Source organism: Modestobacter sp. NPDC049651, assembly GCF_040659695.1.
Lineage (GTDB): Bacteria > Actinomycetota > Actinomycetes > Mycobacteriales > Geodermatophilaceae > Modestobacter.
The window spans coordinates 99,467-125,530 of sequence record NZ_JBFAOG010000001.1 but is presented as its reverse complement, the minus strand read 5'-3'; the positions used below and the strand labels follow the sequence as shown (position 1 = coordinate 125,530).

At 76.4% G+C, this 26,064-nt stretch carries 31 protein-coding genes; 20 read left to right on the top strand and 11 right to left on the bottom strand.

What is annotated here, in order from left to right:
* Positions 1–48: 48 nt before the first annotated feature.
* On the bottom strand, positions 49–900 hold the full coding sequence (locus tag AB0J00_RS00645; RefSeq protein WP_357738655.1) for a class I SAM-dependent methyltransferase: 852 nt from the start codon (positions 898–900) through the stop codon (positions 49–51).
* 40 nt (positions 901–940) lie between these two features.
* On the opposite strand from AB0J00_RS00645, the gene AB0J00_RS00640 reads away from it, so the two are divergent.
* Both AB0J00_RS00640 and AB0J00_RS00635 read left to right on the top strand, forming a co-directional pair.
* Positions 941–1,969 (top strand): UDP-N-acetylmuramate dehydrogenase, encoded by a 1,029-nt coding sequence (locus tag AB0J00_RS00640; protein WP_357738653.1) that lies wholly within the window; start codon positions 941–943, stop codon positions 1,967–1,969.
* Positions 1,966–2,238 (top strand): hypothetical protein, encoded by a 273-nt coding sequence (locus AB0J00_RS00635; protein ID WP_357738650.1) that lies wholly within the window; start codon positions 1,966–1,968, stop codon positions 2,236–2,238. Before AB0J00_RS00640 ends, AB0J00_RS00635 begins: the two co-directional genes overlap by 4 nt.
* Positions 2,239–2,273: 35 nt before the next feature.
* On the opposite strand, the gene AB0J00_RS00630 is transcribed toward AB0J00_RS00635, so the two are convergent.
* Complete coding sequence (locus AB0J00_RS00630; RefSeq protein ID WP_357738647.1) at positions 2,274–3,056, bottom strand: SDR family oxidoreductase; 783 nt, start codon at positions 3,054–3,056, stop codon at positions 2,274–2,276.
* Positions 3,057–3,141: 85 nt separating this feature from the next.
* Between AB0J00_RS00630 and mshA the strand changes: the two genes are divergently transcribed.
* The 4 genes from mshA to AB0J00_RS00610 all read left to right on the top strand — a co-directional run bounded on the left by mshA (position 3,142) and on the right by AB0J00_RS00610 (position 7,245).
* Positions 3,142–4,503 (top strand): D-inositol-3-phosphate glycosyltransferase, encoded by a 1,362-nt coding sequence (mshA, locus tag AB0J00_RS00625; RefSeq protein ID WP_357738644.1) that lies wholly within the window; start codon positions 3,142–3,144, stop codon positions 4,501–4,503.
* Complete coding sequence (locus AB0J00_RS00620) at positions 4,503–5,021, top strand: YbjN domain-containing protein (RefSeq protein ID WP_357738641.1); 519 nt, start codon at positions 4,503–4,505, stop codon at positions 5,019–5,021. The genes mshA and AB0J00_RS00620 overlap by 1 nt, the downstream gene beginning before the upstream one ends.
* Positions 5,022–5,177: 156 nt before the next feature.
* Entirely contained in the window at positions 5,178–6,458 is a 1,281-nt protein-coding gene (locus AB0J00_RS00615; RefSeq protein ID WP_357738638.1) for an aminotransferase class I/II-fold pyridoxal phosphate-dependent enzyme, read from the top strand.
* 34 nt (positions 6,459–6,492) lie between these two features.
* Positions 6,493–7,245, top strand: coding sequence for a phosphoglyceromutase (locus AB0J00_RS00610; RefSeq protein ID WP_357738635.1), 753 nt, complete (start codon positions 6,493–6,495; stop codon positions 7,243–7,245).
* A gap of 80 nt (positions 7,246–7,325) precedes the next feature.
* Here AB0J00_RS00610 and AB0J00_RS00605 read toward each other — a convergent pair whose 3' ends face one another.
* From AB0J00_RS00605 to phoU, 3 genes are read right to left on the bottom strand one after another with little or no spacing between them, the layout of a single operon-like run.
* Entirely contained in the window at positions 7,326–7,706 is a 381-nt protein-coding gene (locus tag AB0J00_RS00605) for a hypothetical protein (protein WP_357738632.1), read from the bottom strand.
* Between the two features lie 47 nt (positions 7,707–7,753).
* A complete protein-coding gene (locus tag AB0J00_RS00600) occupies positions 7,754–8,134 on the bottom strand; it encodes a hypothetical protein (RefSeq protein ID WP_357738629.1) in 381 nt (126 codons plus the stop codon).
* A 31-nt stretch (positions 8,135–8,165) separates the two neighbouring features.
* Positions 8,166–8,828, bottom strand: coding sequence for a phosphate signaling complex protein PhoU (gene phoU / locus AB0J00_RS00595; protein ID WP_357738626.1), 663 nt, complete (start codon positions 8,826–8,828; stop codon positions 8,166–8,168).
* Between the two features lie 227 nt (positions 8,829–9,055).
* On the opposite strand from phoU, the gene AB0J00_RS00590 reads away from it, so the two are divergent.
* Both AB0J00_RS00590 and AB0J00_RS00585 read left to right on the top strand, forming a co-directional pair.
* A complete protein-coding gene (locus AB0J00_RS00590) occupies positions 9,056–10,366 on the top strand; it encodes an ATP-binding protein (protein WP_357738623.1) in 1,311 nt (436 codons plus the stop codon).
* The gene (locus AB0J00_RS00585; RefSeq protein ID WP_357738621.1) at positions 10,363–11,046 is read left to right on the top strand and encodes a response regulator transcription factor; all 684 of its coding nucleotides are present in this window, start codon (positions 10,363–10,365) and stop codon (positions 11,044–11,046) included. Before AB0J00_RS00590 ends, AB0J00_RS00585 begins: the two co-directional genes overlap by 4 nt.
* 186 nt (positions 11,047–11,232) lie before the next feature.
* Here AB0J00_RS00585 and AB0J00_RS00580 read toward each other — a convergent pair whose 3' ends face one another.
* Positions 11,233–11,451 (bottom strand): DUF3072 domain-containing protein, encoded by a 219-nt coding sequence (locus AB0J00_RS00580; protein WP_357738618.1) that lies wholly within the window; start codon positions 11,449–11,451, stop codon positions 11,233–11,235.
* Positions 11,452–11,544: 93 nt separating this feature from the next.
* On the opposite strand from AB0J00_RS00580, the gene AB0J00_RS00575 reads away from it, so the two are divergent.
* Positions 11,545–12,615, top strand: a complete 1,071-nt coding sequence (locus AB0J00_RS00575; RefSeq protein WP_357738615.1) for a helix-turn-helix domain-containing protein — start codon at positions 11,545–11,547, stop codon at positions 12,613–12,615.
* On the opposite strand, the gene AB0J00_RS00570 is transcribed toward AB0J00_RS00575, so the two are convergent.
* A complete protein-coding gene (locus AB0J00_RS00570) occupies positions 12,511–13,338 on the bottom strand; it encodes a hypothetical protein (protein ID WP_357738613.1) in 828 nt (275 codons plus the stop codon). The two genes, AB0J00_RS00575 and AB0J00_RS00570, sit on opposite strands and share 105 nt — an antisense overlap.
* 39 nt (positions 13,339–13,377) lie before the next feature.
* On the opposite strand from AB0J00_RS00570, the gene AB0J00_RS00565 reads away from it, so the two are divergent.
* Together AB0J00_RS00565 and AB0J00_RS00560 are read left to right on the top strand one after the other, a co-directional pair.
* The gene (locus AB0J00_RS00565) at positions 13,378–14,322 is read left to right on the top strand and encodes a Ppx/GppA phosphatase family protein (protein ID WP_357738610.1); all 945 of its coding nucleotides are present in this window, start codon (positions 13,378–13,380) and stop codon (positions 14,320–14,322) included.
* Positions 14,323–14,329: 7 nt separating this feature from the next.
* Complete coding sequence (locus AB0J00_RS00560) at positions 14,330–15,355, top strand: hypothetical protein (protein WP_357738607.1); 1,026 nt, start codon at positions 14,330–14,332, stop codon at positions 15,353–15,355.
* A gap of 21 nt (positions 15,356–15,376) precedes the next feature.
* Here AB0J00_RS00560 and AB0J00_RS00555 read toward each other — a convergent pair whose 3' ends face one another.
* The gene (locus AB0J00_RS00555) at positions 15,377–15,919 is read right to left on the bottom strand and encodes a type 1 glutamine amidotransferase domain-containing protein (protein WP_357738604.1); all 543 of its coding nucleotides are present in this window, start codon (positions 15,917–15,919) and stop codon (positions 15,377–15,379) included.
* A gap of 58 nt (positions 15,920–15,977) precedes the next feature.
* Between AB0J00_RS00555 and AB0J00_RS00550 the strand changes: the two genes are divergently transcribed.
* From AB0J00_RS00550 to AB0J00_RS00520, 7 genes are all read left to right on the top strand, one after another.
* Complete coding sequence (locus AB0J00_RS00550; RefSeq protein ID WP_357738601.1) at positions 15,978–16,685, top strand: hypothetical protein; 708 nt, start codon at positions 15,978–15,980, stop codon at positions 16,683–16,685.
* Positions 16,682–17,497: a pyrroline-5-carboxylate reductase gene (gene proC / locus AB0J00_RS00545; protein ID WP_357738598.1), complete on the top strand. Its 816-nt coding sequence runs from the start codon at positions 16,682–16,684 to the stop codon at positions 17,495–17,497. Before AB0J00_RS00550 ends, proC begins: the two co-directional genes overlap by 4 nt.
* 386 nt (positions 17,498–17,883) lie before the next feature.
* A complete protein-coding gene (locus AB0J00_RS00540) occupies positions 17,884–18,225 on the top strand; it encodes a helix-turn-helix domain-containing protein (protein ID WP_357738595.1) in 342 nt (113 codons plus the stop codon).
* Between the two features lie 263 nt (positions 18,226–18,488).
* Positions 18,489–18,587, top strand: a complete 99-nt coding sequence (locus tag AB0J00_RS00535; protein WP_012854759.1) for an AURKAIP1/COX24 domain-containing protein — start codon at positions 18,489–18,491, stop codon at positions 18,585–18,587.
* Positions 18,588–18,597: 10 nt separating this feature from the next.
* A complete protein-coding gene (locus AB0J00_RS00530) occupies positions 18,598–19,716 on the top strand; it encodes an NAD-dependent epimerase/dehydratase family protein (protein WP_357738590.1) in 1,119 nt (372 codons plus the stop codon).
* Positions 19,709–20,611, top strand: a complete 903-nt coding sequence (locus AB0J00_RS00525) for a lysophospholipid acyltransferase family protein (RefSeq protein WP_357738587.1) — start codon at positions 19,709–19,711, stop codon at positions 20,609–20,611. The genes AB0J00_RS00530 and AB0J00_RS00525 overlap by 8 nt, the downstream gene beginning before the upstream one ends.
* Before the next feature lie 41 nt (positions 20,612–20,652).
* Positions 20,653–20,877 (top strand): hypothetical protein, encoded by a 225-nt coding sequence (locus tag AB0J00_RS00520; RefSeq protein ID WP_357738584.1) that lies wholly within the window; start codon positions 20,653–20,655, stop codon positions 20,875–20,877.
* 9 nt (positions 20,878–20,886) lie between these two features.
* Here AB0J00_RS00520 and AB0J00_RS00515 read toward each other — a convergent pair whose 3' ends face one another.
* From AB0J00_RS00515 to AB0J00_RS00505, 3 genes are all read right to left on the bottom strand, one after another.
* On the bottom strand, positions 20,887–21,798 hold the full coding sequence (locus AB0J00_RS00515; RefSeq protein ID WP_357738581.1) for an HAD-IB family hydrolase: 912 nt from the start codon (positions 21,796–21,798) through the stop codon (positions 20,887–20,889).
* 37 nt (positions 21,799–21,835) lie between these two features.
* Positions 21,836–23,131, bottom strand: coding sequence for a DUF5667 domain-containing protein (locus AB0J00_RS00510; protein WP_357738578.1), 1,296 nt, complete (start codon positions 23,129–23,131; stop codon positions 21,836–21,838).
* Positions 23,132–23,296: 165 nt separating this feature from the next.
* Positions 23,297–24,010 carry a sigma-70 family RNA polymerase sigma factor gene (locus tag AB0J00_RS00505; RefSeq protein WP_357738575.1) on the bottom strand — a complete coding sequence of 238 codons (714 nt, stop codon included), beginning with the start codon at positions 24,008–24,010 and terminating at the stop codon, positions 23,297–23,299.
* Positions 24,011–24,176: 166 nt separating this feature from the next.
* On the opposite strand from AB0J00_RS00505, the gene AB0J00_RS00500 reads away from it, so the two are divergent.
* Positions 24,177–25,775: an AMP-binding protein gene (locus AB0J00_RS00500; protein ID WP_357738572.1), complete on the top strand. Its 1,599-nt coding sequence runs from the start codon at positions 24,177–24,179 to the stop codon at positions 25,773–25,775.
* On the top strand, positions 25,768–26,007 hold the full coding sequence (locus tag AB0J00_RS00495; RefSeq protein WP_357738569.1) for a glutaredoxin family protein: 240 nt from the start codon (positions 25,768–25,770) through the stop codon (positions 26,005–26,007). Before AB0J00_RS00500 ends, AB0J00_RS00495 begins: the two co-directional genes overlap by 8 nt.
* Positions 26,008–26,064: the final 57 nt, after the last annotated feature.

The window sequence follows — 26,064 nt, the reverse complement described above, 5'->3', positions numbered from 1 at the left end:
AGGTACCTACACGTGCGTTCTGACCGCTCCAGGTGCAGGGGTTGGCACCTATGCCTGCGGAGGGGCGACCGCCGACCAGCGCACGGTGACCTCGCCGTGCTTCCAGCGCCGGGTCGAGCCGACCAGCGGCCAGCCGTCGTCGGCCAGCGCCTGCACGGCGGCCGCCCACCGCTGCCGCGGCCCGAACGTCGACAGCCCCGCGGCCGAGGCCCACGCGGCGTCCAGGGCCTGCAGGAAGGCGTGCACCGGCTGGCCGGGGACGTTGTGGTGGATGAGCGCCTTGGGCAGCCGCTCGGCCAGGTCGGAGGGCCGGTCGAGGTCCGACACCCGGGCGGCGACGGTGAGGGTGAGCGGACCGTCCTCGTCGAGGGCCACCCAGGTCGCGCGGCGCCCCCACTCGTCGCAGGTGCCCTCGACGACCACGCCGCCGGGGGCGAGCGCGGCGCGCATCGTGTCCCAGGCCCGGCCGGCCGACTCCTCGTCGTACTGGCGCAGCACGTTGAACGCGCGCACCAGCACCGGCCGCAGCCCGGCCAGCTCGAACCCGCCGACCCGGAAGTCCACCCGCGGCGGGTCGCGCTGCTCGGCGACGGCGGCCACCCGTTCCGGGTCGATCTCCAGCCCGACGACCTCCAGCCCGTCGACCTCGGGCGCGAGCCGCTCCACCAGCTCCAGGGTGGTGACGGCCGACGCCCCGTAGCCCAGGTCGACGACCAGCGGGCGGGCGGCGTCGCGCAGCCGCGGCACCTGGGTGGCGACGATCCAGCGGTCGACCCGGCGCAGCCGGTTGGCGTTGGTGGTGCCGCGGGTCGGCAGGCCGAGCGCGCGGGCGCGCCCGGCGGCCAGCCGCGGGGCCTTCTTCCGGGGCGGCAGCGACGCACGCTGGGTGTGGTCGCTCACGGACGACGAGGTTAGCCGGACCGCCGGTTACCGTTGCCGTGTGCAGGTACGCGACGACGCCCGCCTCGCGGACCTCACCACCCTGGGGGTCGGCGGGCCGGTGGACCGGTTGGTCGAGGTCACCACGCGGGACGAGCTGGTCACCGCCGTCCGGGACGCAGATGACGCGGGCCGGCCGTTGCTGCTGCTCGGCGGCGGGTCGAACGTGATCGGCGCCGACAGCGGGTGGGGCGGCGATGTGGTGCTGGTGCGCACCCGCGGGGTGACGCCGACCGGCCGCGACGGCGAGATCGAGGTCGAGGCCGGTGAGCCCTGGGACGACCTGGTCGCGCACACCGTCGCCGCGGGCCTGGCCGGGATCGAGGCGCTGTCGGGCATCCCCGGCTCGACCGGCGCCACCCCGGTGCAGAACGTCGGCGCCTACGGCCAGGAGGTCGCGCAGACGATCACCGCCGTCCGCGTGTACGAGCGGGCCACCCGCACCGAGCGGGTGCTCACCCCGGCCGACCTGGCCTTCGCCTACCGCGACAGCCGTCTCAAGCGGTCGCCCGGCGCGTTCGTCGTCCTGTCGGTGACGTTCGCCCTCGCGCCGCAGGCGCACTCGCTGCCGGTGGCCTACGCGGAGCTGGCGCGCACCCTCGGCGTCGAGCTGGGGGAGACGGCCCCGCTGCCGGCGGTCCGCGAGGCGGTGCTCGGCCTGCGCCGCGGCAAGGGCATGGTCTGGGACCCCGCCGATCCCGACACCCGCAGCGCGGGCTCGTTCTTCACCAACCCCATCGTGCCGGTCGCCGCCGCCGTGCCCGGTTGCCCGAGCTGGCCGGCGGGGGTGGGCGCCGACGGCGCCGAGCAGGTCAAGCTGTCGGCCGCGTGGCTGGTCCAGTCGGCCGGGTTCGGCAAGGGCACCCGCGACGGCCGGGTCGGGACGTCGCCGCGGCACAGCCTGGCGCTGACCACCGAGCCCGGCGCGACCGCGGGGGAGCTGCTGGCGTTCGCCGGCCGGGTGGTCGACGCGGTGCGCGACCGGTTCGGCGTGACGCTGGTGCCCGAGCCGTCGGTGGTGGCGGCGTGAGCGTGCGTCCGGACGACGCCCGGCGGCTCGGCGCGGTCTACGAGGACCTGCGCCGGACGACGGCGCCCGGACCGGACCCGAAGGCGTGGTTCGCCCGGATGGAGGCCGACGCCGCGCTGGCCGGCCTCATCTCGCGGGTGCTCAACCAGGGCACGGTGACGCCGGAGGAGGTCGCCGACGCCCGCGCGCTCACCGACCGCGCCGGCACCGCCGCCGACCCCGCACGGGTCGCCGCCGCCTACGACCTGCTCGCCCAGCAGACCGCCTGACCCCGGCCGGCGCGGGCGCCGGCCGGGACCGGGGGCTACTCCTCCCGCGCGACCTTGTGCTGGGCGGCCTGGGCGCGGGGGCGGAGGACGAGCAGGTCCACGTTGACGTGGTGCGGCCGGGTGACCGCCCAGGCGATGACGTCCGCGACGTCCTCGGCGACCAGCGGCTCGCGCACCCCGCGGTAGACGGCGTCGGCCTTCTCCTGGCTGCCGGTGCGGTTGAGCGAGAACTCGTCCGTCTTGACCATGCCGGGGGCGATCTCGATCACCCGGACCGGGTCGTGCACCAGCTCCAGGCGCAGCGTCTCGGCCAGCGTGTGCACCCCGTGCTTGGCCGCGGTGTAGCTCGCGCCGCCCTCGTAGCTGACCAGCCCGGCGGTGGAGCCGACGAACACCAGGTCGCCGGCGCCGGATGCCGTGAGCGCCGGCAGCAGCGCCTTGGTCAGCCGCACCGGCCCGAGCACGTTGACGTCGTAGGTGCGCTCCCACGACTCCAGGTCGGCGTCCGCGACCGCGTTGGCGTCGAAGGCGCCACCGGCGTTGTGCACCAGGACGTCGACCCGGTCGAGGCCCGCGGCGAACTCGGCGACCGACGTGGGATCGGTCACGTCCAGGTGCACCGCCCGGCCGCCGATCCGCTCGGCGAGCGCGGTCAGCCGGTCGATCCGGCGGGCGGCGAAGACGACGTCGAACCCCTCCGCGGCGAGCCGCTCGGCGGTGGCGGCGCCGATCCCGCTGGAGGCGCCGGTGACGACGGCGACCCGGCCGGCACCGGGGAAGGGCACTCGTGCGGGGGACGGGGTGTCAGGGCTGGACATGTGGTCATCCTGTCGCTGTTGCAAACTGGACCGTCGACAGGGTGTCCGCCTCGGGCGCCAGCGCAGCCCGAGCGGAGGGAGCACCGTGCCTGCACGCCGGTCCGGTCGTCAGGGACTCCTCTGGCGCAACACGACCGCACCCGTGCTGCCCCGCCGGGTCGCGACCCTCTCGGTGCACACGAGCCCGCTGGACCAGCCGGGTGCCGGTGACGCCGGGGGCATGAACGTCTACGTGGTCGAGGTCTCCCGCCGGCTGGCCGAGCGCGGCATCGCCGTCGACGTGTTCACCCGGGCCACCTCGAGCGAGCTGCCCCCGGTCGTCGAGATGAGCCCCGGGGTCACCGTGCGGCACGTCACCGCCGGACCGTTCGAGGGCCTGGGCAAGCAGGAGCTGCCCGGTCAGCTGTGCGCCTTCACCGCCGCCGTGATGCGGGAGGAGGCCCAGCACGAGCCGGGGCACTTCGACGTCGTCCACTCGCACTACTGGCTGTCCGGGCAGGTCGGCTGGCTGGCCCGGGACCGCTGGGGCGTGCCGCTGATCCACTCCGCGCACACGCTGGCCAAGGTGAAGAACGCCGCGCTGGCCGAGGGTGACGAGCCCGAGCCGCGCGCCCGGGTGATCGGCGAGGAGCAGGTGGTCGCCGAGGCCGACCGGCTGGTCGCCAACACCGAGGACGAGGCCCGCCAGCTGGTCCGGTGGTACGACGCCGACCCGCGCCGCACCCTGGTCATCCCGCCGGGCGTCGACCTGCGCCGCTTCCGCCCCGGTGACCGGCAGGCCGCGCGCCGCCGGATCGGGGTCGCGCCGGACGCCGTCGTCCTGCTGTTCGTCGGCCGCATCCAGCCGCTCAAGGCCCCCGACCTGCTGCTGCAGGCGGCCGCCGAGATGCTCGCCGCCGACCCGGCGCTGCGGGACCGGCTCGAGGTGCTCGTCGTCGGGGCGCCGAGCGGGTCGGGGCTCACCGAGCCGCGGCGGCTGCAGGAGCTCGCCGTCTCCCTGGGCATCACCGACGTCGTCCGGTTCCTGCCCCCGCAGCCGCCCGAGCAGCTGGCCGACCACTACCGGGCCGCCGACGTCGCCGTGGTGCCCAGCCACAACGAGTCGTTCGGGCTGGTCGCGCTGGAGGCGCAGGCCTGCGGCACGCCGGTGGTCGCCGCCGCCGTCGGCGGGCTGTGCACCGCGGTGGACGACGGGGTCTCCGGGCTGCTCGTCGGCAGCCGCGACCCCGCCGACTACGCGAGCGCGATCGGCCGCGTGCTGGGCCGGCGCGAGCTGCTCGCCGCCGGGGCCCGCCGGCACGCCGCCGCGTTCAGCTGGGACCGCACCGTCGACTCGCTCGTGGGCGCCTACTCCGCGGCGATGGGGGAGATGGCCGCCGCCCGCGCGGCCACCCGCGGCGAGCGGCCGCTGGAGGCGGTGCGCCTCCTCTCGGGGGACGCGGGCTGATGGGCACCCGCCCGGTCGCCGAGCTCGACGCCGTGGTCGACCAGACGCTGCGCGACGCCGGGCTGGCGCACGAGCACCCCGCGCCCGGCCGCTGGCTGGTCGACCTGCCGGGCACGAAGAAGCTGAAGACCGTCTGCGGGCTGGTCGTCGGCGACCACGCGCTGCGGGTGGAGGCGTTCGTCTGCCGCCAGCCCGACGAGAACCGCGAGCAGCTGTGGACCTGGCTGCTGCAGCACAACGCCCGCATGTACGCCGTCGCGTACTCGATCGACGCCGTCGGCGACGTGTACCTGACCGGCCGGCTGCCGCACGCCGCGGTCACCCCCGAGGAGCTGGACCGGGTGCTGGGCGCAGTGCTCAGCTACGCCGACGAGCACTTCAACACGATGCTCGAGATCGGCTTCGGCTCCTCGATCCGCCGCGAGTGGGAGTGGCGGGTCAAGCGCGGTGAGTCGCTGCGCAACCTCGAGGCGTTCGCCGCCTTCGCCGACCCCTCCCGGCGGACCGCCGGCTCCTGAGGGCGCCGGCTCGTCGCCGCTGAGCCGCACGTCACACCCGCTCCAGTGACCCGCTCACCTGAAGCGGTGCCCGTGCGTGGCGTTCGTTGACCCTGCGTGACCGGAACCGCAGGCTGTCCCCGGCCGGGTGACCTCCCGGCGGACGAGGAGAGCTCCGTGCCGCAGCAGAACGCCACCACCGCCCCGCCCGCGCTGTTCGGTACGACGGCGCCGGCAGCCCGGCGGCGGGACGCCTTCGCGCCGCTGTTCGACAACCCGTTCGCCCAGATGCTCAGCCGCCAGGAGCGCGACGGCGAGGCCACCCACGCCGTGCCGACCGCCGGCGCGCCGCTGCCGCTGACCCGGTACGACGACGGCCGGGAGCGGCTCAACCTGGGCAGCAACAACTACCTGGGCCTGGCCGGTGACCCGCGGGTGGTCGAGGCCGCCGCCGCGGCGCTGCACCGGTACGGCACCAGCGCGACCGGCAGCCGGGTGCTCAACGGCACCAGCCGGCTGCACCTCACGCTGGAGGAGGAGCTCGCCGCCTTCTACGGCACCGAGGCGGCCGTGCTCACCTCCTCGGGGGTCAACGCCAACGTGGCGCTGCTGTCGACCGTCGGGGTGCCCGGCGACGCGCTGCTGGTCGACGCGCACGCGCACGCCAGCCTGCACGCCGCGGCCGCCGCCAGCCGGGGCACCGTCGTCCGCTTCCGGCACAACACGGTCAGCTCGCTGGCCGCCCGCCTGGAGCGGCTGGACCCCGACGCCGGGGCGGTCGTCGCCGTCGACGGCGTCTACTCGATGACCGGCGAGCTCGCGCCGCTGGCCGAGATCGCCGAGCTGTGCGCCCGGTTCGGCGCCCGGCTGGTGGTCGACGAGGCGCACGGGCTGGGGGTGCTCGGCGACCACGGCCGGGGTGCGGTCGAGGCCACCGGGGCGCTGCACCGGGTGGACGCGGTCACCGTCGCGATGAGCAAGTCGCTGGCCAGCGTGGGCGGTGCGGTCATGACCAGCAAGGACGCTGCCGCCGGCATCCGGGCCGGGGCGATGCCCTACGTGTTCAGCGCTGCGGGCGACCCCGCCGCCACCGCCGCGGCGCTCACCTCGCTGCGGCTGCTGCAGGCCGAGCCCGAGCGCCGCGCGCAGCTCGCGGCCAACGCGGAGCTGCTCCGGTCCGCGCTCGCCGAGGCGGGCGCGCCGCCGGTGCCCGGCCGGGGCGCCGTCGTCGCCGTCCGCACCGGGGAGACCGAGGTGACCCGCCGCGCGTGGCAGGCCGCCTTCGACGGCGGGGTCTACGTGAACGCCGTCGTCCACCCGGCCGTGCCGCGCGGGCAGGGCGTGCTGCGGCTGAGCGTCATGGCCACCCACACGCCGGCGCAGGTGCGCGCCGCGGCGCAGGTCGTGGCGGCCGCGGTGCTGGCGACCCGCGAGGAGCCGGCCACCGCGATGGCCTGACACCGGCCGGCCGGCGGTCGGGCAGGATGAGCCCGTGACCTCAGGGACCCTCATCCTGCTCCGCCACGGCGAGAGCGAGTGGAACAAGGCCAACCTCTTCACCGGCTGGGTGGACGTCGAGCTGTCGGACAAGGGCCGCGCCGAGGCCGCCCGCGGCGGCCAGCTGCTCGCCGAGCACGGGCTGCTGCCGGACGTGCTGCACACCTCGCTGCTCAAGCGGGCGATCACCACCGCCGAGCTGGCGCTGGCCGCCGCGGACCGGCAGTGGATCCCGGTGCAGCGCTCCTGGCGGCTCAACGAGCGGCACTACGGCGCGCTGCAGGGCAAGGACAAGGCCGCCACCCTCGCCGAGTACGGCGAGGAGCAGTTCATGACCTGGCGCCGCAGCTACGACACCCCGCCGCCGCCGATCGAGCTCGGCAGCGAGTACAGCCAGGACGCCGACCCGCGGTACGCGTTCCTGCCGCCGGAGGCCCGCCCGGCCACCGAGTGCCTGGCCGACGTCGTCGTCCGGATGCTGCCGTACTGGTACGACTCGATCGTCCCGGACCTGCGGGCCGGCAGGACGGTGCTCGTCGCCGCGCACGGCAACAGCCTGCGCGCGCTGGTGAAGCACCTCGACGGCATGGGCGACGCCGAGGTCGTGGGGCTCAACATCCCGACCGGCGTGCCGCTGCGCTACGACCTGGACGACGACCTGCGCCCGGTCACGGCCGGCGGGCAGTACCTCGACCCCGAGGCCGCAGCCGCGGCGATCGAGGCCGTGAAGAACCAGGGCAAGAAGTAGCCGTTCGGCCTGCTCTTCCCCAGTCGATCATCGGCGGGCGGCCCGCCCCGCCGGCGTGCCGGGCAGCCGTCCGCCGATGATCAACGCGGTCCGGACGGCGAGCGCGCCGTCCGGACCGTGACGAGGAAGTCCTCACTGACCGGGGCGACGACCTCGCCGGTCCAGGGGTCCTCCAGATGACCGTCGTCGTGCTCGTCCGACCCGCCCAGCGCCCGGCCGCTCGGCAGACGGAGCACCGGCACGGGAGCCGCTCCTTCACGCACGACCGCGATGTCGACGACGCGCCCCTGCACACGCTCCCCGGCGGGGACGTCGAGGCCCCCGTGATGGCTCTCGGAGAGGCGCACCCGCCCGTCCGGGCCCGCAGAGCGGATGCACCGGAAGTCCACCAGCTGGCCGCGCTCGACGGCCTCCCCGCAGCACTGGTGCTCCCAGCCACCCACCTCGACGACGACGTCCACCGCCGCACCGTAGGGCGTCTCCGTCGGTCGGTCAGCCCGTTTGCCGGTCAGCCGCGCTGCGCGTCGCGCCAGTCGCCCCAGCTGCGGGGACGACCGCCCTGCGCGCCCTGCCGGGGATTGCGGGAGCGGTCGTGCAGGTAGATGACCTGGACGTCCTGGCCCGCCGCGTCGGCCTCCTGCTGGATCCACCGGGCGAGCTCGGCGCCCTCGTCGAGCCACCGGGCCTCGCCGTCGCCCAAGCGCCCCTCCGCCGCCGACCAGCGCTCGTTCCACGCGTCGATCCGGGCGACCAGGCCCGCGGACAGCGGGAGGAGCTCGCCCAACTGGCTGCCGGGAGCGGTCCCGTGCTCCGCGGCGAGCGTGACGTGCACCGGCCCCTGCTCCCCGCGACCGGCCCGTGGCTGGTCGGCCCGGCGACGACGGCTCACCCGCTCATGATGCCGGGCGAACCGGCCGGCGTCAGGCCTGGGAGACGACCGGGATCTCGCGCTCGCCGGTGACCAGGTAGACCACCCGGCGGGCGACGCTGACCGCGTGGTCGGCGAACCGCTCGTAGTACCGGCCCAGCAGCGTCACGTCGATCGCCGACTCGATGCCGTGCGTCCACGACGGGGCCAGCAGCTCCCGGAACAGCTGCTTGTGCAGCTGGTCCATCAGGTCGTCGTCGGCCTCCAGCGCGATCGCCGCCTCGACGTCCCGCTTGGCGATGATGACGCCGGCCTTCGACACCAGGCTCTCCGCGACGTTCCCCGCGTCCAGGAAGATCGGCCGCAGCTCCTGCGGCACCGCCGAGTCGGGGAAGCGCATCCGCGCCACCTTGGCGATGTGCTCGGCCAGGTCGCCCATCCGCTCCAGGTCCGCGACGGTCGCCATCGCGGTGGTGATCGCCCGCAGGTCGCTGGCCACCGGCGCCTGCCGGGCCAGCAGCGTGAAGCAGCGGTCGTCGACCCCCGCGCGGACGGCGTCGATGTGCTGGTCGCCCTCGATCACCCGGTCGGCCAGCGTCACGTCGGCGTCCAGCAGCGCCGTGGTCGCGGTGCGCATGGCCGAACCGACCGAGTTCGTCAGCTCGACCAGGCAGTGGTTGATGTCGTGCAGTTCCTCGTGGTAGCTCTCGCGCACGGGTCCTCCTCGATGGGGGCCGCTGGGCGGCTCAGGGGGGTCAGCGGATGTGCGCCGGGAAACGGCTGTCGCGCACGCGTCGAACCAGGACGGTAGGAGCCGAGTTACCGCCCCAGGGAACCAGCAGGTGAACGGCCCGGTGCCGCTCGGTGAACACTCCCGCCCCGACCGGGTGATCGCCGTTCGGCGTGCTGGTCACGGCCTCCCCGCCGCCTAGCATCGGAGGCGTGGAACCCGTGGTCGCCCTGGTGGCGGGCCTTGTGATCGGCCTGCTGCTGTCGCTGGCCGTCTGGTCCGCGTCGCGCACCTGGGGTCCCCTCGGCGCCGCCTCCCGGCTGGGGGCCTCGCTGGACGACGCCGGCCGTCGCGGCTCCGAGGAGGAGGGCACCCTCACCCGCCGGCTGGTCGACCTCATGGACCCCGCCGTCGTGCTGCTCGCCTCCGACGACTCCGTGCTGGTGGCCAACCCCTCGGCTCGGGCGCTCGGCATCGTCCGCGGCAGCCGGCTCGTCGTCCCCGGGCTGCTCGAGGTCGCGCACGGGGTGCAGCGCAGCGGCAGCCGCCGGGCCGACGTCCCGCTCGCCGGCGACCTGGTCGGCGGCGGGCCCCGCACCGTCGGCGTCCACGGCATCCGGCTGCGCAGCGGCGCGGGCGTGACCGCCGGACCGGTCGCGCTGGTGCTCACCGACGTCACCGAGGCCCGCCGGGTCGAGGCCGTCCGCCGCGACTTCGTCGCCAACGTGGGGCACGAGCTGAAGACCCCGGTCGGCGCGCTGGCGCTGCTCGCCGAGGCCGTGCAGGGCGCCGCCGACGACCCCGAGACCGTGCAGCGCTTCGCCGCCCGGATGAGCCACGAGGCCGACCGGCTGTCCCGCCTGGTGCGCGAGCTGATCGACCTGTCCCGGCTGCAGGGCGCCGAGCCGCTGCCCGAGCTCGCCCCGGTCGCCGTCGCCACCGTCGTCTCCGAGGCCGTCGACCGCACCCGCGCCGCCGCCGCGGCCAAGGGCATCGAGCTCGCCGTCGGCTGCGCGCCCGACCTCGTCGTCCGCGGCGTGGAGGCCCAGCTCGCCACGGCGCTCACCAACCTGCTGGCCAACGCGGTCGCCTACAGCCCGACCGGGACGACGATCGCCGTCGGTGCCCGCGCCCGCTCCGGCTTCGCCGAGATCGCGGTGACCGACTCCGGCATCGGCATCCCGCGCTCGGACCGCTCCCGGGTGTTCGAGCGCTTCTACCGCGTCGACCAGTCCCGGGCCAGCGCCACCGGGGGCACGGGCCTCGGCCTGGCCATCGTCAAGCACGTCGCCAGCAACCACGGCGGCTCGGTCACCGTCTGGAGCGAGGAGGGGCTGGGGTCGACGTTCACCCTGCGCATCCCGCTGGCCGCCGGCGTCGACGAGCCGGCCCCCGCCGACGCCCCCGAGCGGCCGCCCGTGCCCGACCTGCGGGCCCGCCCCACCACCGACGACGGCCCGCTCCGGGCCGAGACCGCCCCACTGGGCAGCGCCCACCGGGGCATCGAGAGAGGACGGTCATGACCCGAGTGCTGGTGGTGGAGGACGAGGAGTCCTTCTCCGACGCGCTGTCCTACATGCTGCGCCGCGAGGGCTACGACACCGTCGTGGCCGCGACCGGCACGGACGCGCTCGCCGAGTTCGACCGGGCCGGGGCCGACATCGTGCTGCTGGACCTCATGCTGCCCGGCCTGTCCGGCACCGAGGTCTGCCGCGCGCTGCGGGCGAGGAGCGCCGTGCCGATCATCATGCTGACCGCCAAGGACAGCGAGATCGACAAGGTCGTCGGCCTGGAGCTCGGCGCCGACGACTACGTCACCAAGCCCTACTCGGCGCGCGAGCTGGTCGCCCGCATCCGTGCCGTGCTCCGCCGCGGCACCGACAGCGCCGAGCCCGTCGCCGACAGCACCCTCGAGGCCGGCCCCGTCCGGCTGGACGTCGAGCGGCACGTCGTCGCCGTCGACGGCGAGCCGGTGTCGCTGCCGCTCAAGGAGTTCGACCTCCTCGAGCTGCTGCTGCGCAACGCCGGCCGGGTGCTCACCCGCGGCCAGCTCATCGACCGCGTCTGGGGCGCCGACTACGTCGGGGACACCAAGACCCTCGACGTCCACGTCAAGCGGCTGCGCGCCAAGCTCGAGCCCGACCCGGCCAACCCCAAGTACCTGGTCACCGTCCGGGGGCTCGGCTACAAGTTCGAGAGCTGAGTCATTGCGATCCTCCGGATCGCGACCGCGGCCAGGTGCCGTGCCCCTCGTGCGTGGAGCCGTTGCCCGTCCGACCGAGGGGGACCCTCCGGGCCCCGCCGCGGTCAGACCGCCTGCGGCGGGCTCGTCGCCCCGGGGTGAGGACCCTGCGGGCCCGTCACTCCGGGGCGACGACGCCTGCCGGCGTCACTGGCCGCGGCCGGTCTCTTCCTGGAGTTCGTCGATCTTCACCGAGGCGTCGGCCTTGCTGATGTCGTCGGGGACCTCCTCGCCCGCCTCGCGGGCCAGGGTGTGCAGGTAGCTCTTCTGGGCGCCGGTGGCGGGTTCGTCGCCGGTCACCCAGTCGGACGGGTCCTTCTCCGCGCTGCGCGGGCTGTCCGGTCCGGTGGCGTTCGATTCGCTCATGTGTTCGAAGCTACCCACGCCCTCGCGCGCTGACACCTGCTCCCGCGCTGGCAGGTCTGGTGCCGGGCGTCGGTTTCCTGCCATGCTCCCGGCATGAGTGCCCGAGAGCGCCCGCTGGTGGTCAGCTCGGTCGTCGCGGACGGGCTGGTCGGCAGCTTCGGGCTGGGCGTCACGACCGAGGTGTTCGGCTACGACCGCACCGCCATGGGCCTGCCCCGGTTCGACTACGCGCTGGTCACCGAGCACCCGGGGGAGATCCGCACCGACACCGGCCTGCGGTTGCTCGTCGACGAGGGGCTGGAGCGGCTGTCCCGCTCCGACATCGTCACGCTCACCGCCTGGGAGCTGTTCCAGCGCGTCCCGTCGCCGGCGCTGGTCGGGGCCGTCCGCGCCGCGCACGAGCGGGGGGCGATCATCGTCAGCCAGTGCACCGGCGCGTTCGTGCTCGCCCACGCCGGGCTGCTCGACGGCTGCCGGGCCACCACGCACTGGCGCTACGCCGGCGAGCTGGCCGCCCGCTTCCCCGCGGTCACCGTCGACGCGGCCGTCCTCTACGTCGACTGCGGCCGGGTGCTCACCGGCGCCGGGACGGCGGCCGGCGTCGACACCCTGCTGCACCTGGTCCGCCGCGAGTGGGGCGCCGCCGCGGCCAACGCGCTGGCCCGCGACATGGTCGTGCCCCCGCACCGGGACGGCGGCCAGGCCCAGTTCATCGACACCCCGGTGGCCCGCTGCGAGGACGACCTGCTGGGCGTCGTCCTGGACTGGGCGCGCGCGCACCTGGCCGAGGACATCAGCGTCGACCTGCTGGCCCGCCGCGCGCTGATGAGCCCGCGCAGCTTCGCCCGCCGGTTCAAGGCGGCGACCGGCACCACGCCGCACGCCTGGCTGCTGGCCCAGCGGCTGGCCGCGGCCGAGGCGCTGCTGGAGGACAGCGACGCCCCGGTCGAGGAGATCGCCCGGCTGGTCGGCTTCGGCACCGCCGCCGGGCTGCGGGAGCAGTTCAGCCGCCGGCGCGGGGTCTCCCCGCGGGCCTACCGGCAGACCTTCCGCGCGGCGTCAGCCGGGCCGGCGCCGGTGCAGCTCGACGGGCACCGGCCGGGGGCTGGCGGGGTGCGGCGCGACCAGACCCTGGTCGAGGCGGGCCTCGGTCAGCCGGCGTAGCTCGTCGTAGGCCGGTCGGCCGATCAGCGCCACCAGCTCCGGGCCGTAGGTCTCCACCAGCGGCTGCGCGGCGACGTGCGCGGCGGGCGAGCCGGTGCACCACCAGTGCAGGTCGTGCCCGCCGGGACCCCAGCCGCGCCGGTCGAACTCGCCGATCGTGTCGACCAGCACCCTGGTGTCGTCGGGGCGGGTCACCCACTCCTGCTCCCGGCGCACCGGCAGCTGCCAGCAGACGTCCGGCTTGGTCTCCAGCGGGTGCCGGCCGGTGCGCAGCGCCATCGCGTGCAGCGCGCAGCCGGCGCCGGCGGGGAAACCGGGCCGGTTGAGGAACACGCAGGCGCCGTCGACGGTGCGGGTGCGCAGCGCCTGCTCCGCCTCCTCGCCGTCGGCCGGCTCGGTCAGGGTGTCCGGCTCGGTCCACGCGGCGCGGTCCCGGCCGACCTCGCCGGCGCGCTGCCAGTCCGCGGCGGTGAGCTCGGCGACCGACGCCTCGACCCGGGCGAGGTCGTCCTCGTCGGTGAAGAACGCGCCGTGGTCGCAGCACCCGTCGTCGGCCCGCCCCTCGACGATGCCGGCGCACCCGCGACCGAAGATGCAGGTCCACGCGCTGGTCAGCCAGGTCAGGTCGGCGCGGACGACGTGGTCGGGATCGGCCGGGTCGGGGAACTCCAGCCACTCGCGGGCGAAGTCCAGCGCCACCTCGGGAGGCGGTTCGGGGTGCACTGCAGCAGCGTAAGGGCCGCACCCGGCAGACTCAGGGGCATGCGGCTGGGAGTGCTGGACGTCGGATCGAACACCGTGCACCTGCTGGTGGTCGACGCCCACCGCGGCGCGCACCCCACCCCGATGCACGACGACCGCTGGCTGCTGCGGCTGGCCGAGCACGTGGGCTCGGACGGCAAGCTGTCCAAGGCGGGGGAGAAGGCCCTGCTCACCGCGGTGCAGCAGGCCAAGGAGCAGGCCGAGGACCGCGGGGTCGACGAGCTGCTGGCGTTCGTCACCTCGGCGATCCGGGAGGCCGACAACGGGGCGGCGGTGCTCCGGCGGGTGCGCGAGCAGACCGGCGTCGACCTGCAGGTGCTCACCGGCGAGGACGAGGCCCGGCTGACCTTCCTCGCCGTCCGCCGCTGGTTCGGCTGGAGCGCCGGCCGGCTGCTGGTGCTCGACATCGGCGGCGGTTCGCTGGAGCTGGCCACCGGCGTCGACGAGGACCCCGACGTCGCGCTGTCGCTGGAGCTGGGGGCCGGCCGGATGACCCGGCGCTTCCTGCCCGCGGCGGCGACCGGCGGCCGCCCCGACCTCGCGGCGCTGCGCAAGCTCGACGAGCACGCCGGCGACCTGCTCGCCCCCGCGGCGCGGAAGCTGCGCGGCGCGGGCGCGCCCGACCTGGTGGCGGCGACGTCGAAGACGTTCCGGACGCTGGCCCGGCTGGCCGGTGCCGCCCCCTACGCCGCCGGACTGCGGGTGCCCCGCGAGCTCAGCGCGATCGGGCTGTCGCAGCTGATCGGGTTCGTCAGCCGGATCGAGTCGCACGCGCTCGCCGAGCTGGAGGGCGTCTCCGCGCAGCGGGCGCACCAGGTGCCCGCCGGTGCCGTCGTGGCGCAGGCCGCGATGCGCGCCGTGGACGTACCGTTCGTCCGTATCTGCCCGTGGGCGCTCCGTGAGGGCGTCATCCTGCGGCGCCTGGACCAGCTGGAAGGAGCGTGACGGTCTGATGGCGGAGCCGAACGGCGACTACAGCGTCCGCACGCTCGCCGACATCCTGCGCGAGCACGGCCTCGAGACCGAGCAGGGCACCCGGCCGGGCCGCCGCGCCCCGTCCGCCGGCCGCCGGAACACCGGCGCGCACACCGCGCCCGAGCAGCCCGCGGTCCGCGACGAGGGCCGCCCGGGAGGTGCGCCCGCCGCACCGGCGGTGGCGAAGGCGGCCACCCCGGCGAAGCCGGCGCCGGCGGCCACGCCGCAGCAGCCGCCGATCCGGGTGCCGGAGACCCCCGCGCTGGCCAGGATCCTCCAGGAGCACGGCCTGGAGTCCCCGGCAGGCACCCGGCCCGACCGCCCGCAGCCGCACGTCCGCCGGCCCGAGGCCGCCGGCCCGGTGACCGGCGACCGCCGCGTCACCGGCGACCGCCGGGTCGGCGACCGGCGCACCGCGCGCCCGGCGGCCGAGCTGTTCCGCCAGGACCCCCCGGCCGCGGGCGCCGCCCCGGCGGCCGGCCCCGCCTCGGCCGCGGGCCCGGCCTCGACGGCCGGACCGAGCACCTCCGCGGTGCCGGCGGCCCGCGCCGACCGGCGGGCCGCAGCCGCGGAGCCGGCCACCGGCGCCGGCCGCCCAGGAGCCGGGCCCGCGCACCCGGCCACCGGCCGCATCCCGGCCGCCCGACCGGCCGCGGAGGAGACGCAGACGAGCGGCCGGGGCCACCGGGCCGCCGGCGCCGCGCCCGCCGCCGAGGCCACCGGCCGCGGCAACGCGCTGGACTGGCTCCGGTTCGTCGGCGAGATGGTGGTCGCGCTGGCCGGCGGTGTCGGGGTCTACTTCGCCTTCACCGTCCTGTGGCAGCTGGTGCCGTGGCTCGCGGTCGTCGCCGCCCCGCTCGTGGTCACCGGGCTGGTGGCCGGCGCCGCGTGGTGGCGGCAGCGGCGCGGCGACGGACCCCTGGGGGTGCGGCTGCTCGCCGTCCTGCTGTTCGCCGGCACCCTGCTGGCGGTCGCGCCCGCCGCCGGCCTGATCAACGGCTGACGCGGCGGGCGCCGCCGCAGGTCAGGAGCCGGCGAACTGCTCGACGATCGTCTTGCCGAAGGCGGGCAGGTCGTCGGGCTTGCGGCTGGTGGTCAGGTTGCCGTCGACGACGACCTCCTCGTCGACCCACTCCGCGCCCGCGTTGCGCAGGTCGGTCTGCAGCGACGGCCACGAGGTCATCCGGCGGCCCCGGACGACGTCGGCCTCGGCGAGCACCCACGGGGCGTGGCAGATCGCGGCCACCGGCTTGCCCGCGTCGAAAAAGGCCTTCACGAACGCCACCGCACCGGCGTCGGCGCGCACGAAGTCGCCGTTGACCACCCCGCCGGGCAGCACCAGGCCGTCGTAGGAGCCGGGATCGGCGTCGGCCACCGCCACGTCGACGTCCTTGGGGTCGCCCTTGTCGATGTGCTGGAACATCGTGATCGAGCCCGCCTCGAGGCCCACCAGCTCCGGCTGCGCGCCGGCGTCGACGAGCGCCTGCCACGGCTCCTCCAGCTCGACCTGCTCCACGCCGTCGGTGGCGAGCACCGCGATCCGCTTGCCGCTCAGTTCGTTGGCCATGGCCCGCGGCTACCCCGGGCGGCGGCCCGGCACACGGGCGGGCGCTAGCGTCGCCCGGGTGATCCCGACCCTGGCCGGCCTGGCCGCCCGCCTCCGGCCCCGCCGCGGACCGGTCGCGCCGGTGCCGCGCGCGGCCCTGCCGGAGGTGCTCTCCGGGCTGGCCGCGACCGGTGCCCCGGTCTGCGTGGTCACCGGCCCGGACGTCGACGCCGCCGGCCTGCTGGCCGAGCTGCCCGCCGGCAGCGACCTCTGCGTGCCCCTGCGGCACGTCGCCGCCGCCGGCACGCTGGCCCGCGACGCCGCCCGCCGGTCGGTGACGCTGACCCTGCGGGTGGCGACCTGGAACGGCACGGCCGCCGCGGTGCTCGCCGAGGTGCGCCGCCGGGTGCCGACCACCGGCGTGCAGCTCGACGCCCGGCTGCCCGGCGCCGAGCAGGCCTGCGCCGCGCTCGACGGGCGGGTGCAGCTGGTCACCGGCTCGCTGCCCGCCCCGGCCGGCGCGACCGCCCCGGCGGACGCCGAGCTCGCCGCCGTCCGCTGCCTGGAGGTGCTGCTGGCCGGCCCGGCTCAGGTCGCCGTCGACGCGGGCGACCCCCAGCTGGCCCGGCTGGCCGTCGAGCGGGCCGCCTGGCACGCCCGCCCGCACGTCCCGCCGTCCCCCCGACCGCCCGAGAGCTGGGAGCTGCTCATGCCGTACGACCGTCCGAACCCCCCGCTGCCGGCGCCCGTCCGGCTGCTCGTCCCGGTCACCGGGGGTGCCGCGTGAGCGCGCGCAGCGGGCTGGCCCTCGTGGGTGGCGGCAAGATCGGTGAGGCGCTGCTCTCCGGGCTGGTGCGCCGGGCGGGCAGCGGCGCCGGGATCCGGGTGGTCGAGCGCAGCCCCCAGCGGGCCGCGGAGCTCGCCGACCGGTACGGCATCGAGGCCGTCGACCTGCCGACGGCGGCCGAGCGCGCCCGGGTGCTGCTGCTCGCGGTGAAGCCGCAGGACATCGACACCCTGCTCGGCCTGCTGGCGCCGCACGTCACCCCCGACCACCTGGTCGTCTCGGTGGCCGCCGGGGTGCCCAGCAGCCGGATCGAGGCCGCGCTGCCCGCGGGCGTGCCGGTGGTGCGGGTCATGCCGAACACCCCGGCGCTGGTGGACGCCGGCATGAGCGTGCTGTCGCCCGGCGCGCACGCGGGGGAGGCCGACCTGGACGAGGCGGAGGCGCTGCTGTCGGCGGTCGGCGAGGTGCGCCGGGTGCCGGAGAGCCAGCAGGACGCGGTGACGGCGCTGTCGGGCAGCGGCCCCGCCTACTTCTTCTACCTCGTCGAGGCGATGATCGACGCCGGCATCCTGCTGGGCCTGCCCCGCGCGGTGGCCGCCGACCTGATCGTGCAGACCGCCTACGGCGCCGCCGTCATGCTGCGCGACTCCGGCGAGCACCCGGTGGTGCTGCGGGAGGCGGTGACCAGCCCGGGCGGCACGACCATCGCCGCGATCCGCGAGCTGGAGCGCCACGGGGTGCGGGCCGCGCTCATCGCGGCCATCGAGGCGGCGCAGCAGCGGTCGGTCGAGCTGGGGCGCGCGGCGGACTGAGCGCCGGTGGCCGGGGGGTGTGGATGACGCTCAGTCACGACCGTCACCGGCACCCCTCGGCTCCCACGACCCCCACCGGGGTGCGGCGGGTCGTACCGGCTGCGTACTCGAGTGACACCGGTGGAGTTACGACGGTGTGGTTTTCCACAGAAATCTGTGGACAAGGCTCCAGCCTGGCACTGTCGACTTGGGGACAACACGCCGTGACTGGAGTGTCACGCGGTGTCTCTGTCCACTTGTGCCCAGGACGGACCGTTCCGCCTGTTCGTTTCACCCATCGCATCCGTCACACGGGTCGCTCTAGGGTCGTTACCAGCACGTGATGGTCCTGCCCGCCGGTGGGGAAGCCGGTGGCCCGACTCGTGCTGTTACGGAGAGACACCACCATGAGCATGCCCCAGCGCACCCCGATGCACACCCGGCCCGGCGTCCCGGCGCCCCGCCCCGTCGGCCGCCCGATGGCCGCCTCGGCCCTCGCCCGCCCCGTCCCGGCCGCGCACCCCGCCGCCGTCCCGGTCGGCCGGCAGGCCCCGGTCCCGCAGCAGCGCGCCGCCGTCACGTTCCTCACCGTCGCCGAGGTCGCCGCTCTCATGCGCGTCTCGAAGATGACCGTCTACCGCCTCGTCCACGGCGGCGAGCTGTCCGCCGTCCGCGTCGGCCGCTCCTTCCGGGTGCCCGAGCGCGCCGTGCACGACTACCTGCGCGACGCCTACACCGACATCGCCTGAGCAGGGACCCCGCGCCGCGGGAAACAGGCACGACCGGGGACGCCGGCCGGCGCGCGCACCGCGCCGGCCGCCCCCGGGCCGGTCCGCCTCGGTGCGGTCCGGGCCGCCGGGTAGGCTCGTGCGGCGAGCGGTGTCGCTCCTCCTCGGAGGGCGGGCCGCGCACGAGCTGATCACCTCGCACGGTGCCCGGTCCACGCAAGCGTTCGTGACCCCCACGGTCACCGCTGCCGGCCGCCGCGCGACGACGACACCGGGAGCAGGACATGGGTTCGGTCATCAAGAAGCGCCGCAAGCGGATGGCGAAGAAGAAGCACCGCAAGCTCCTCAAGAAGACCCGCGTGCAGCGGCGCAACAAGAAGTGAGCTGACGCTCGTGCCGCCCGCGGTCGTCCTCGTCACCGGCGTCAGCCGGTGGCTGGGCGGCGCGCTGGCGGCCGAGCTCGCCCGGGACCCGGGCATCGAGCGGGTCATCGGGGTCGACGCCGTCGCCCCCGGGCAGGACCTGCTCCGCGAGCTCGGTCGCACCGAGTTCGTCCGCGCCGACATCCGCAGCCCGGTCATCGGGAAGGTCGTCGAGTCGGCGCGCGTGGACACCGTCGTCCACATGAACAGCCTCGGGACCCCCGCCCGGCGGGCGTCGATGAAGGAACTCAACGTCATCGGCACCATGCAGCTGCTGGCCGCGTGCCAGCGCGCGTCGACCGTCCGGCGGTTCGTCCTGACCTCCACCAGCGCGGTCTACGGGGCCAGCCCCCGCGACCCCGCGGTGTTCACCGAGGCGATGCAGGCCCGCCGCACCCCGTCGGCCGGCTTCGCCCGCGACAGCCTCGACGTCGAGGGGTACGTGCGGTCCTTCGCGCGCCGCCGCCCGGACGTCGACGTCGCGGTCCTGCGGTTCGCCAACCTCCTCGGCCCGCGGGTCGAGTCGCTGCTGACCGCCTTCTTCCGGCCGCCGGTCGTGCCCACCGCGCTGGGCTTCGACGCCCGCCTGCAGGTGCTGCACGAGCAGGACGCGCTCGCCGTGCTGGCGCGCGCCGCGACCACGGACGTCACCGGCACCGTCAACGTGGCCGGCGACGGCACCGTGCTGCTGTCCCAGGCCGTCCGCCGGCTCGGCCGCGTGCAGCTGCCCGTCCCCGCCCCGGCGATGGGGGCGCTGGGCCGGCTGAGCCGCCGGCTCGGGCTCTCCGGCGCGGTCGACTGGTCGCCCGAGCAGGTGCGGTTCCTCAACTTCGGCCGGGTGCTCGACACCCGGGTGCTGCGCGAGCAGTTCGGGTACCAGCCGCGGTTCACCACCGAGGCGGCGCTGGCCGACTTCGCCCGCACCCTCCCGCCGGTCGTGCGCCCCGACGCCGTGGCCGACGTCGCCGACGGGCTGCGCACGGCCGCCGAGCGGCTCGTGGGTGGCGCGGCGGCGGTCGCCGGTGCGCTCCCCGGCCGGCGCAGCCCCGCACCGGCCGTCCCTGGACTGCGGGCGGTGCACGATGCCTGAGGCACGGGTGATCCCCTTGCGACCGGACGACGACCAGCCCGGGCCGCCCCCACCGTCGGGCTGGGAGGCCCAGCTGGCCGGGGCGCTGGACTTCCTGCGCCGCCGGGTCACCGGCGAGTACGAGACCGACGAGTTCGGCTTCGACCCCGACCTGACCGACCACCTGCTGCTGCCGCTGCTGCGCCCGTGGTTCGAGCGGTGGTTCCGGGTCGAGACGCAGGGGATCGAGCACGTGCCCGCCGACGGCGGCACCCTGCTGGTGGCCAACCACTCCGGGGTGGTGCCGGTCGACGCGCTGATGGCCACGGTCGCCCTGCACGACGAGCACCCGGCGTCCCGGCGGCTCCGGCTGCTCGGCGCCGACCTGGTCTTCCAGTACCCGTTCGTCGGCGAGCTGGCCCGCAAGTTCGGCACCACGCTGGCGTGCAACGAGGACGCCGAGCGGTTGCTGCAGTCCGGTGAGCTGGTCGGGGTGTTCCCCGAGGGCTTCAAGGGCGTGGGCAAGCCGTTCAGCGAGCGGTACACCCTGCAGCGGTTCGGCCGCGGCGGGTTCGTCAGCGCCGCGCTGCGCACCGGCGCCCCGATCGTGCCGTGCGCGATCGTCGGCGCCGAGGAGATCTACCCGATGCTGGGCAACGCGCGCACCGCCGCCCGGCTGCTCGGGCTGCCCTACTTCCCGATCACCCCGACGTTCCCGCTGCTGGGCCCGCTGGGCGCGGTGCCGCTGCCGTCGAAGTGGTTCATCGCGTTCGGCGAGCCGATCGAGACGGCGTCCTACGGCGCGGCCGCCGCGGACGACCCGATGACGGTCTTCAACCTCACCGACCAGGTGCGGGAGACCATCCAGCACTCCCTCTACCGGCTGCTGCTCGAGCGCCGCTCGGTGTTCAGCTAGCCGGGTGCATCCACGGCGGCCCCCCGGCGCGAAGACCGGGTGTGACGCCGTTCGGTCAGGACCAGGCCCGCTGGGTGGTCCAGCCACTCGTCGACGTCGGGTTGGCCGCCGAGGAGGTGGGCGACCTCGTCTTCCGGCTCGCGTTCCAGGCGGTCGTCGGCGGCGGGACCGACGTCCACCGGGTGGTCGCCGACCGGCCCGCCGCGGTGCGGGCGGCGTGGCGCCAGACCCTCGGGCGGCTCATGGTCGCCGCCGCGGCCGGGTAGCGGGGCGGCTCAGAAGGGCCAGCGGTTGCGGCGGCGCAGCGCCACCAGCCCGCCGACCACGCCGCCGGACAGCGCGGCCGCACCCACGGTGGAGCCGGTGATCTTGGCCGCCTTCCGGCCGGTGCGGAAGTCCTTGACCGTCCAGCCGCGGGAGCGGGCGACGGCGCGCAGCTCGGTGTCCGGGTTGACCGCGACCGCCGTGCCGACCAGCGACAGCATGGGCAGGTCGTTGGTCGAGTCGCTGTAGGCGGTGCAGCGGGCGAGGTCCAGACCCTCGCGCTCGGCCAGCGCGCGCACCGCCTGCGCCTTGGCCTCGCCGTGCATCAGCTCGCCGACCAGCCGGCCGGTGAACCGCCCGTCGACGACCTCGGCCACCGTGCCCAGCGCGCCGGTGAGACCCAGCCGGTGGGCGATGATCGAGGCCAGCTCGACCGGGGTGGCGGTGACCAGCCACACCCGCTGGCCGGCGTCGAGGTGCTGCTGGGCCAGCGCGCGGCTGCCCGACCAGATCCGGTCGGCCATCAGCTCGTCGTAGATCTCCTCGCTGGCCTGCACGATCTCCGAGACCGGGCGGTCGGCCACGAACGCCAGCGCGTTGTCCCGGACGGTGTGCATGTCGCTGGCGCTCTCGCTGCCCGACATCCGGAACTTGGCCTGCTGCCAGACGAACGAGGCGACGTCGCGGCTGGTGAAGTACTTGCGCGCGGCCAGCCCGCGGGCGAACCAGAACAGCGACGCGCCCATCATCATGGTGTTGTCGACGTCGAAGAACGCGGCGGCGGTGCGGTCGGGCACCGGCGCCTGCGGTTCGGTCTCCGCGGCCGCGGCCGACGCCTCACCGGCGACCACCGCCCGGGTCGACAGGTCGTCGAGGTCGCCGGGCACCCGCGCGCCTCGACCGCGGAAGGGCACACGGACCACTGGGCATCCTCCCGTCGGCAGCGCTGTCGGACCGACCCTAGCGACAGCCCACGCCGAGCAACGGGGGGACGCAGAGGGTCACACCCGGCAGCACCGGCGGCAGGTCGACCAGCGGCGGACGGGCCGTCGTGGGCGGCGCGGTCGTCGGTGCCGGGGCGGGTGAGCCGGACCGCGTGGGCAGCGGCAGGCCGCCGCCCTTCCCGGGCGCCGCGCCGGCCCCCCGACCCGGCCCGGAGCCCGCTCCGGACGACGGCGTGGCGCTGGGTGCGGTGGCACGACCGGTCGCGGACGGCGCCGCGCTGCTCGCCGGGGCGCTCTCCCCGGCGCCGCTGCCGCCCTCCTCACCGGCCGCGGCCCCGGCGGCCGCGGTCTGCGGTGCCGAGGTCGGCGCGCTCCCGCTGCTGGGGGCGGCGGGAGCGGTCGCGGACCCGCTCGGCGAGCTGCTGCCCGGGGCGCGCACCGGCGCCGTCGGCGCGGGCGGGCAGGGCGCCGGCACCGGGCCCAGGTCGTCGGCGCCGTCGGTGGCGGGGCCGCCCGCGCAGGCCAGCGCCGCGCGCAACCCGTCGGCCCGGCCGAGCACCGCGGTCAGCAGCTGCTCGGAGGCGGTCAGCGCCTCGCCGGTCTGCTGCGGCAACGCGTCCGCCACGTCCGCGAGACCGCGCCGCTGACCGGTGGCCCACCGGGTGAGCTCGGTCAGCCGGGCGGGATCGCGGTCCTCGACCGCGGAGGTGGCCGACCACCAGGTGCCCTCGGTGGTCTGCCCGTCCATGGTGCGCAGCGTGTCGACGACGAGCGCGGGGTCCGCGCCCGCGGCGAGCACGACCTGCCGGCCGGCCGGGGCGGTGCCGGCGGGGAGCGCGGTGGTGCTCTGCCGGGCCAGCGCGTCGAGCTCGCGCAGCCGGGTGCTGGCGAACTCCAGCAGGGTGCTGCCCCGGGAGCTGTCCCCGGCCAGCGCGAGCTGGGTGCGCTCGCCGCCGCGCTTGACGTCGTAGAGGAGGTCGCCGGGGCCGGCGCCCTGGGCCGCGGCGAGCAGCCCGCCCAGGGCGGTGAGGGCGACCGCGGCACCGGCGAGGCCCGCGGTCAGCCGGGAGCGCCGGCCGGCGGTGACCAACCGGCGCAGCCGGCTCGGGCGGGCCGCCGGCGAGCGCACGCCGGCGTCCCGGACGGCGGCCATCGCCACCAGCCGCTGCCGGGCCGCGCGGCGGAACCCCTCGTCGACGGCCGGGACCAGGTCGGTGCCGGCGAGGTCGGTGGACAGGGTCGCGAGCCGGGTGAGCACCAGCGCCTCGCGGTCGAGGGGGGCGCCCGGGGCGTCGTCCTGCCGGACCGTCACCGCGCACCTCCCGCCGTCGTCCCCGGGTCCCGCCGTCCGGGACTCCCCGGCCGGTCAAACGAGGACCGGACCAAAGGCGTTACGCGGTTCCTGCGAGCACGTCCCGGTGGACGGGGTATCGGCAGCCGTCGGCCTGCGCCGGCACGGGTGCCGGCGTGGCGCCGGTCACTGCAGGCCCTCGGGCAGCAGGGTGGCCAGCCGACGGACGGCGCGGTGCTGCAGCGCCTTGACCGCGCCCTCCTTCTTGCCCATCGCGGCCGCGGTCTCGGCCACCGACAGCCCCTGCAGGAAGCGCAGGACGATGCACTCGCGCTGGTCGCCGGACAGCCGCTGCACCCCGGCCAGCAGCACCTCGTTGGTCAGCCCCTGCAGCACGGCGTCCTCGGGGCCGTCGGTGGCGCGATCAGCGTCCCGCATGTCGGCGGTGCTGACCTCCAGCCGGTACCGGCTGCTCTTCACGTGGTCGAGCACGATGTTGCGCGCGATGGTGATCAGCCAGGCGCCCACGTCGCGGCCCTGGAAGGTCAGCGAGTCGATCCGCCGCAGCGCCCGCACGAACGTCTCGCTGGTGAAGTCCTCGGCGGTGGCCCGGTCGCCGACCCGGTGCACGAGGAACCGGAACACGACGTCGACGTACCGGTCGTAGAGCTGCCCGAAGCCCTCCGCGTCGCCGGCCTGCGCGCGGCGCACCAGCTCCCAGACCTCGACGTCGGCACCGGCGGGGGCGGGCGGGTCGGCGGGCGGCCCGGCGGCGGGCTGGGGCCCCCGGAGCGGCGCCGGGGACGAGGTGGGCTCGGGAGGGGCGGACCGCGGGGAGGGGACCGGCCCTGCCAGGGCCTGCCCGGGCGCAGGCCGGGGCAGCGGCCGGGGGCGGGTCATGCCGGGTCGACCTCCCTTCCGCCCCACCGGCCGACCTCGCGGGCCACGACCAGCGCGCCCGCTGGCTGCGGCGCGAGGTCCATGGTGACAACATCGTGCCGCCGCGTCCACGCGGCGTCGCCGGCAGACCGTCCGGCGGCCGCCCCTTCGACCTGCGGAGGTCCTGGTGCCCGCTGCAGCCCGCCCTGCGGAGCCGGCCCGCACGCTCGCCGAGGTGGTGCGCATCACGGCGGCGCGGGCCGGGGACGCGCCCGCGCTGGTGCACCGCGACCGGCGGCTGTCCTGGGCCGAGGTCGACGCGCTGCTCGACCGCGCCGCCGCCGGGTACGCGGCAGCCGGCCTGGGCGCCGGCGACCGGGTGGCCGTGCAGCTGCCCAACTCGCTGGACTGGGTGGTCGCGGTGCTCGGGGCGCTGCGGGCCGGGCTGGTCGTCGTCCCGGTGAACACCGCGTACACCGACCCGGAGGTCGAGCACCTGCTCGCCGACTCCGGTGCCCGGCTGCTGGTGACCGCCGCGGAGCGCGCCGAGCTGGCCGGCGTGCCGGTGCTCGCCGGCCCGCCGTCCGCCGACGGCGCACCGCCCGAGGTGCCGGCCGACCCCTCGTCGCTCGCCCTGCTGGCCTACACGTCCGGCACCACCGGCCGGCCGCGCGGCGCGATGCTCACCCACGGGGCGCTGCTGGCCAACGAGCAGCAGCTGCTGGCGCTGGACCCGCCGCCGGTGCGCGCCGGCGACCGGGTGCTGGTCGTGCTGCCGCTGTTCCACGTCTACGGCTTCACCGCCGGCTGGGGCCTGGTCGCGGCCACCGGCGCCTGCGCGGTGCTGGTCGACGAGTTCGACCCGGCCGGAACGCTGCGGCTGATGGCCGAGGAGGACGTCACCGCCGTCCCCGGTGCCCCGCCGATGTACGCCGCGTGGCTCGCGCTGGCCGACGCCGCCGGCAGCGACGCCGAGCTGCGCCGCGGGTTCGCCGCCGTGCGCACCGCCAGCTCCGGGGCGGCGCCGCTGCCCGCCGAGGTGTCCCGCGGCATGCGGGAGCGGGCCGCGGTCACGATCTGGGAGGGCTACGGGCTCACCGAGGCCGGCCCCGTGCTGGCCAGCACGCTCGCCTCCGGCCGGCCCAAGCCGGAGTGCATCGGCGGTCCGCTGCCCGGTGTGGAGCTCGCGCTGCGCGACACCGCCGGTGGCCCGGCCGCCGCCGACGACCCGGGCAGCCGGGTGCGCGAGGACCGCTTCGGCGACCCGTACGGCGACGACGACCCGGACGCCGCCGGCGAGGTCTGCGCGCGCGGTCCGAACCTGTTCTCCGGGTACTGGCCCGACGGCGCCGACGGCCCGGACGCCGACGGCTGGCTGCTCACCGGTGACATCGCCTGGCGGGACGGCGACGGCGACCTGCACCTGGTCGACCGGCGCCGGGACCTCGTCCTGGTCAGCGGCTTCAACGTCTACCCGGGCGAGGTCGAGCGGGTGCTCGAGGAGCACCCGCAGGTCGTGGAGGCGGCGGCCATCGGCGTGCCCGACCCGCGCACCGGCGAGGCGGTGCACGCCGTCGTCGTCCGCGCGCCCGGCGCGGAGCTCACCGAGGACGGGCTGCGCGCCCACGCCGCGACCTCGCTGGCCCGGTTCAAGGTGCCGGTCGCGGTGCACTTCGTCCCCGAGCTGCCGCACTCGCTGGCCGGCAAGGTCAGCCGTGCCCGGCTGCGCGAGCTCGGGCTGGAACGGATCGCCGGTGCGGCGGCGGAGGAGGCCGGCCGTGCCTGACCTGCAGCTGCTGACCCGGGTGGGCTGCCACCTGTGCGAGGTCGCCGAGGAGACGCTCACCCGGATCGCCGGGGAGGCCGGGACGACGCCCCGGCTGGTCGACGTCGACTCCGACGACGAGCTGCGGGCGGAGTACGGCGACCGGGTGCCGGTGGTGCTGCTCGACGGGCGCGAGCACAGCTACTTCACCGTCGACGTGCCCCGGCTGCGGCGCGACCTCGGGCTCGGCTGAGCGGCCGATCCGCTCGGGTGGTCCCCCGTCGGGGGGTCGGTTACGGTGGCGTCGGCC

What these genes read in the sequence shown, in the direction of transcription:
- AB0J00_RS00630 (WP_357738647.1), bottom strand. Translation starts at nt 3,056, where the DNA reads ATGTCCAGCCCTGACACCCCGTCCCCCGCACGAGTGCCCTTCCCCGGT.
- AB0J00_RS00620 (WP_357738641.1), top strand. Translation starts at nt 4,503, where the DNA reads ATGGGCACCCGCCCGGTCGCCGAGCTCGACGCCGTGGTCGACCAGACG.
- AB0J00_RS00585 (WP_357738621.1), top strand. Translation starts at nt 10,363, where the DNA reads ATGACCCGAGTGCTGGTGGTGGAGGACGAGGAGTCCTTCTCCGACGCG.
- AB0J00_RS00580 (WP_357738618.1), bottom strand. Translation starts at nt 11,451, where the DNA reads ATGAGCGAATCGAACGCCACCGGACCGGACAGCCCGCGCAGCGCGGAG.
- AB0J00_RS00575 (WP_357738615.1), top strand. Translation starts at nt 11,545, where the DNA reads ATGAGTGCCCGAGAGCGCCCGCTGGTGGTCAGCTCGGTCGTCGCGGAC.
- AB0J00_RS00565 (WP_357738610.1), top strand. Translation starts at nt 13,378, where the DNA reads ATGCGGCTGGGAGTGCTGGACGTCGGATCGAACACCGTGCACCTGCTG.
- AB0J00_RS00560 (WP_357738607.1), top strand. Translation starts at nt 14,330, where the DNA reads ATGGCGGAGCCGAACGGCGACTACAGCGTCCGCACGCTCGCCGACATC.
- AB0J00_RS00555 (WP_357738604.1), bottom strand. Translation starts at nt 15,919, where the DNA reads ATGGCCAACGAACTGAGCGGCAAGCGGATCGCGGTGCTCGCCACCGAC.
- AB0J00_RS00540 (WP_357738595.1), top strand. Translation starts at nt 17,884, where the DNA reads ATGAGCATGCCCCAGCGCACCCCGATGCACACCCGGCCCGGCGTCCCG.
- AB0J00_RS00535 (WP_012854759.1), top strand. Translation starts at nt 18,489, where the DNA reads ATGGGTTCGGTCATCAAGAAGCGCCGCAAGCGGATGGCGAAGAAGAAG.
- AB0J00_RS00525 (WP_357738587.1), top strand. Translation starts at nt 19,709, where the DNA reads ATGCCTGAGGCACGGGTGATCCCCTTGCGACCGGACGACGACCAGCCC.
- AB0J00_RS00505 (WP_357738575.1), bottom strand. Translation starts at nt 24,010, where the DNA reads ATGACCCGCCCCCGGCCGCTGCCCCGGCCTGCGCCCGGGCAGGCCCTG.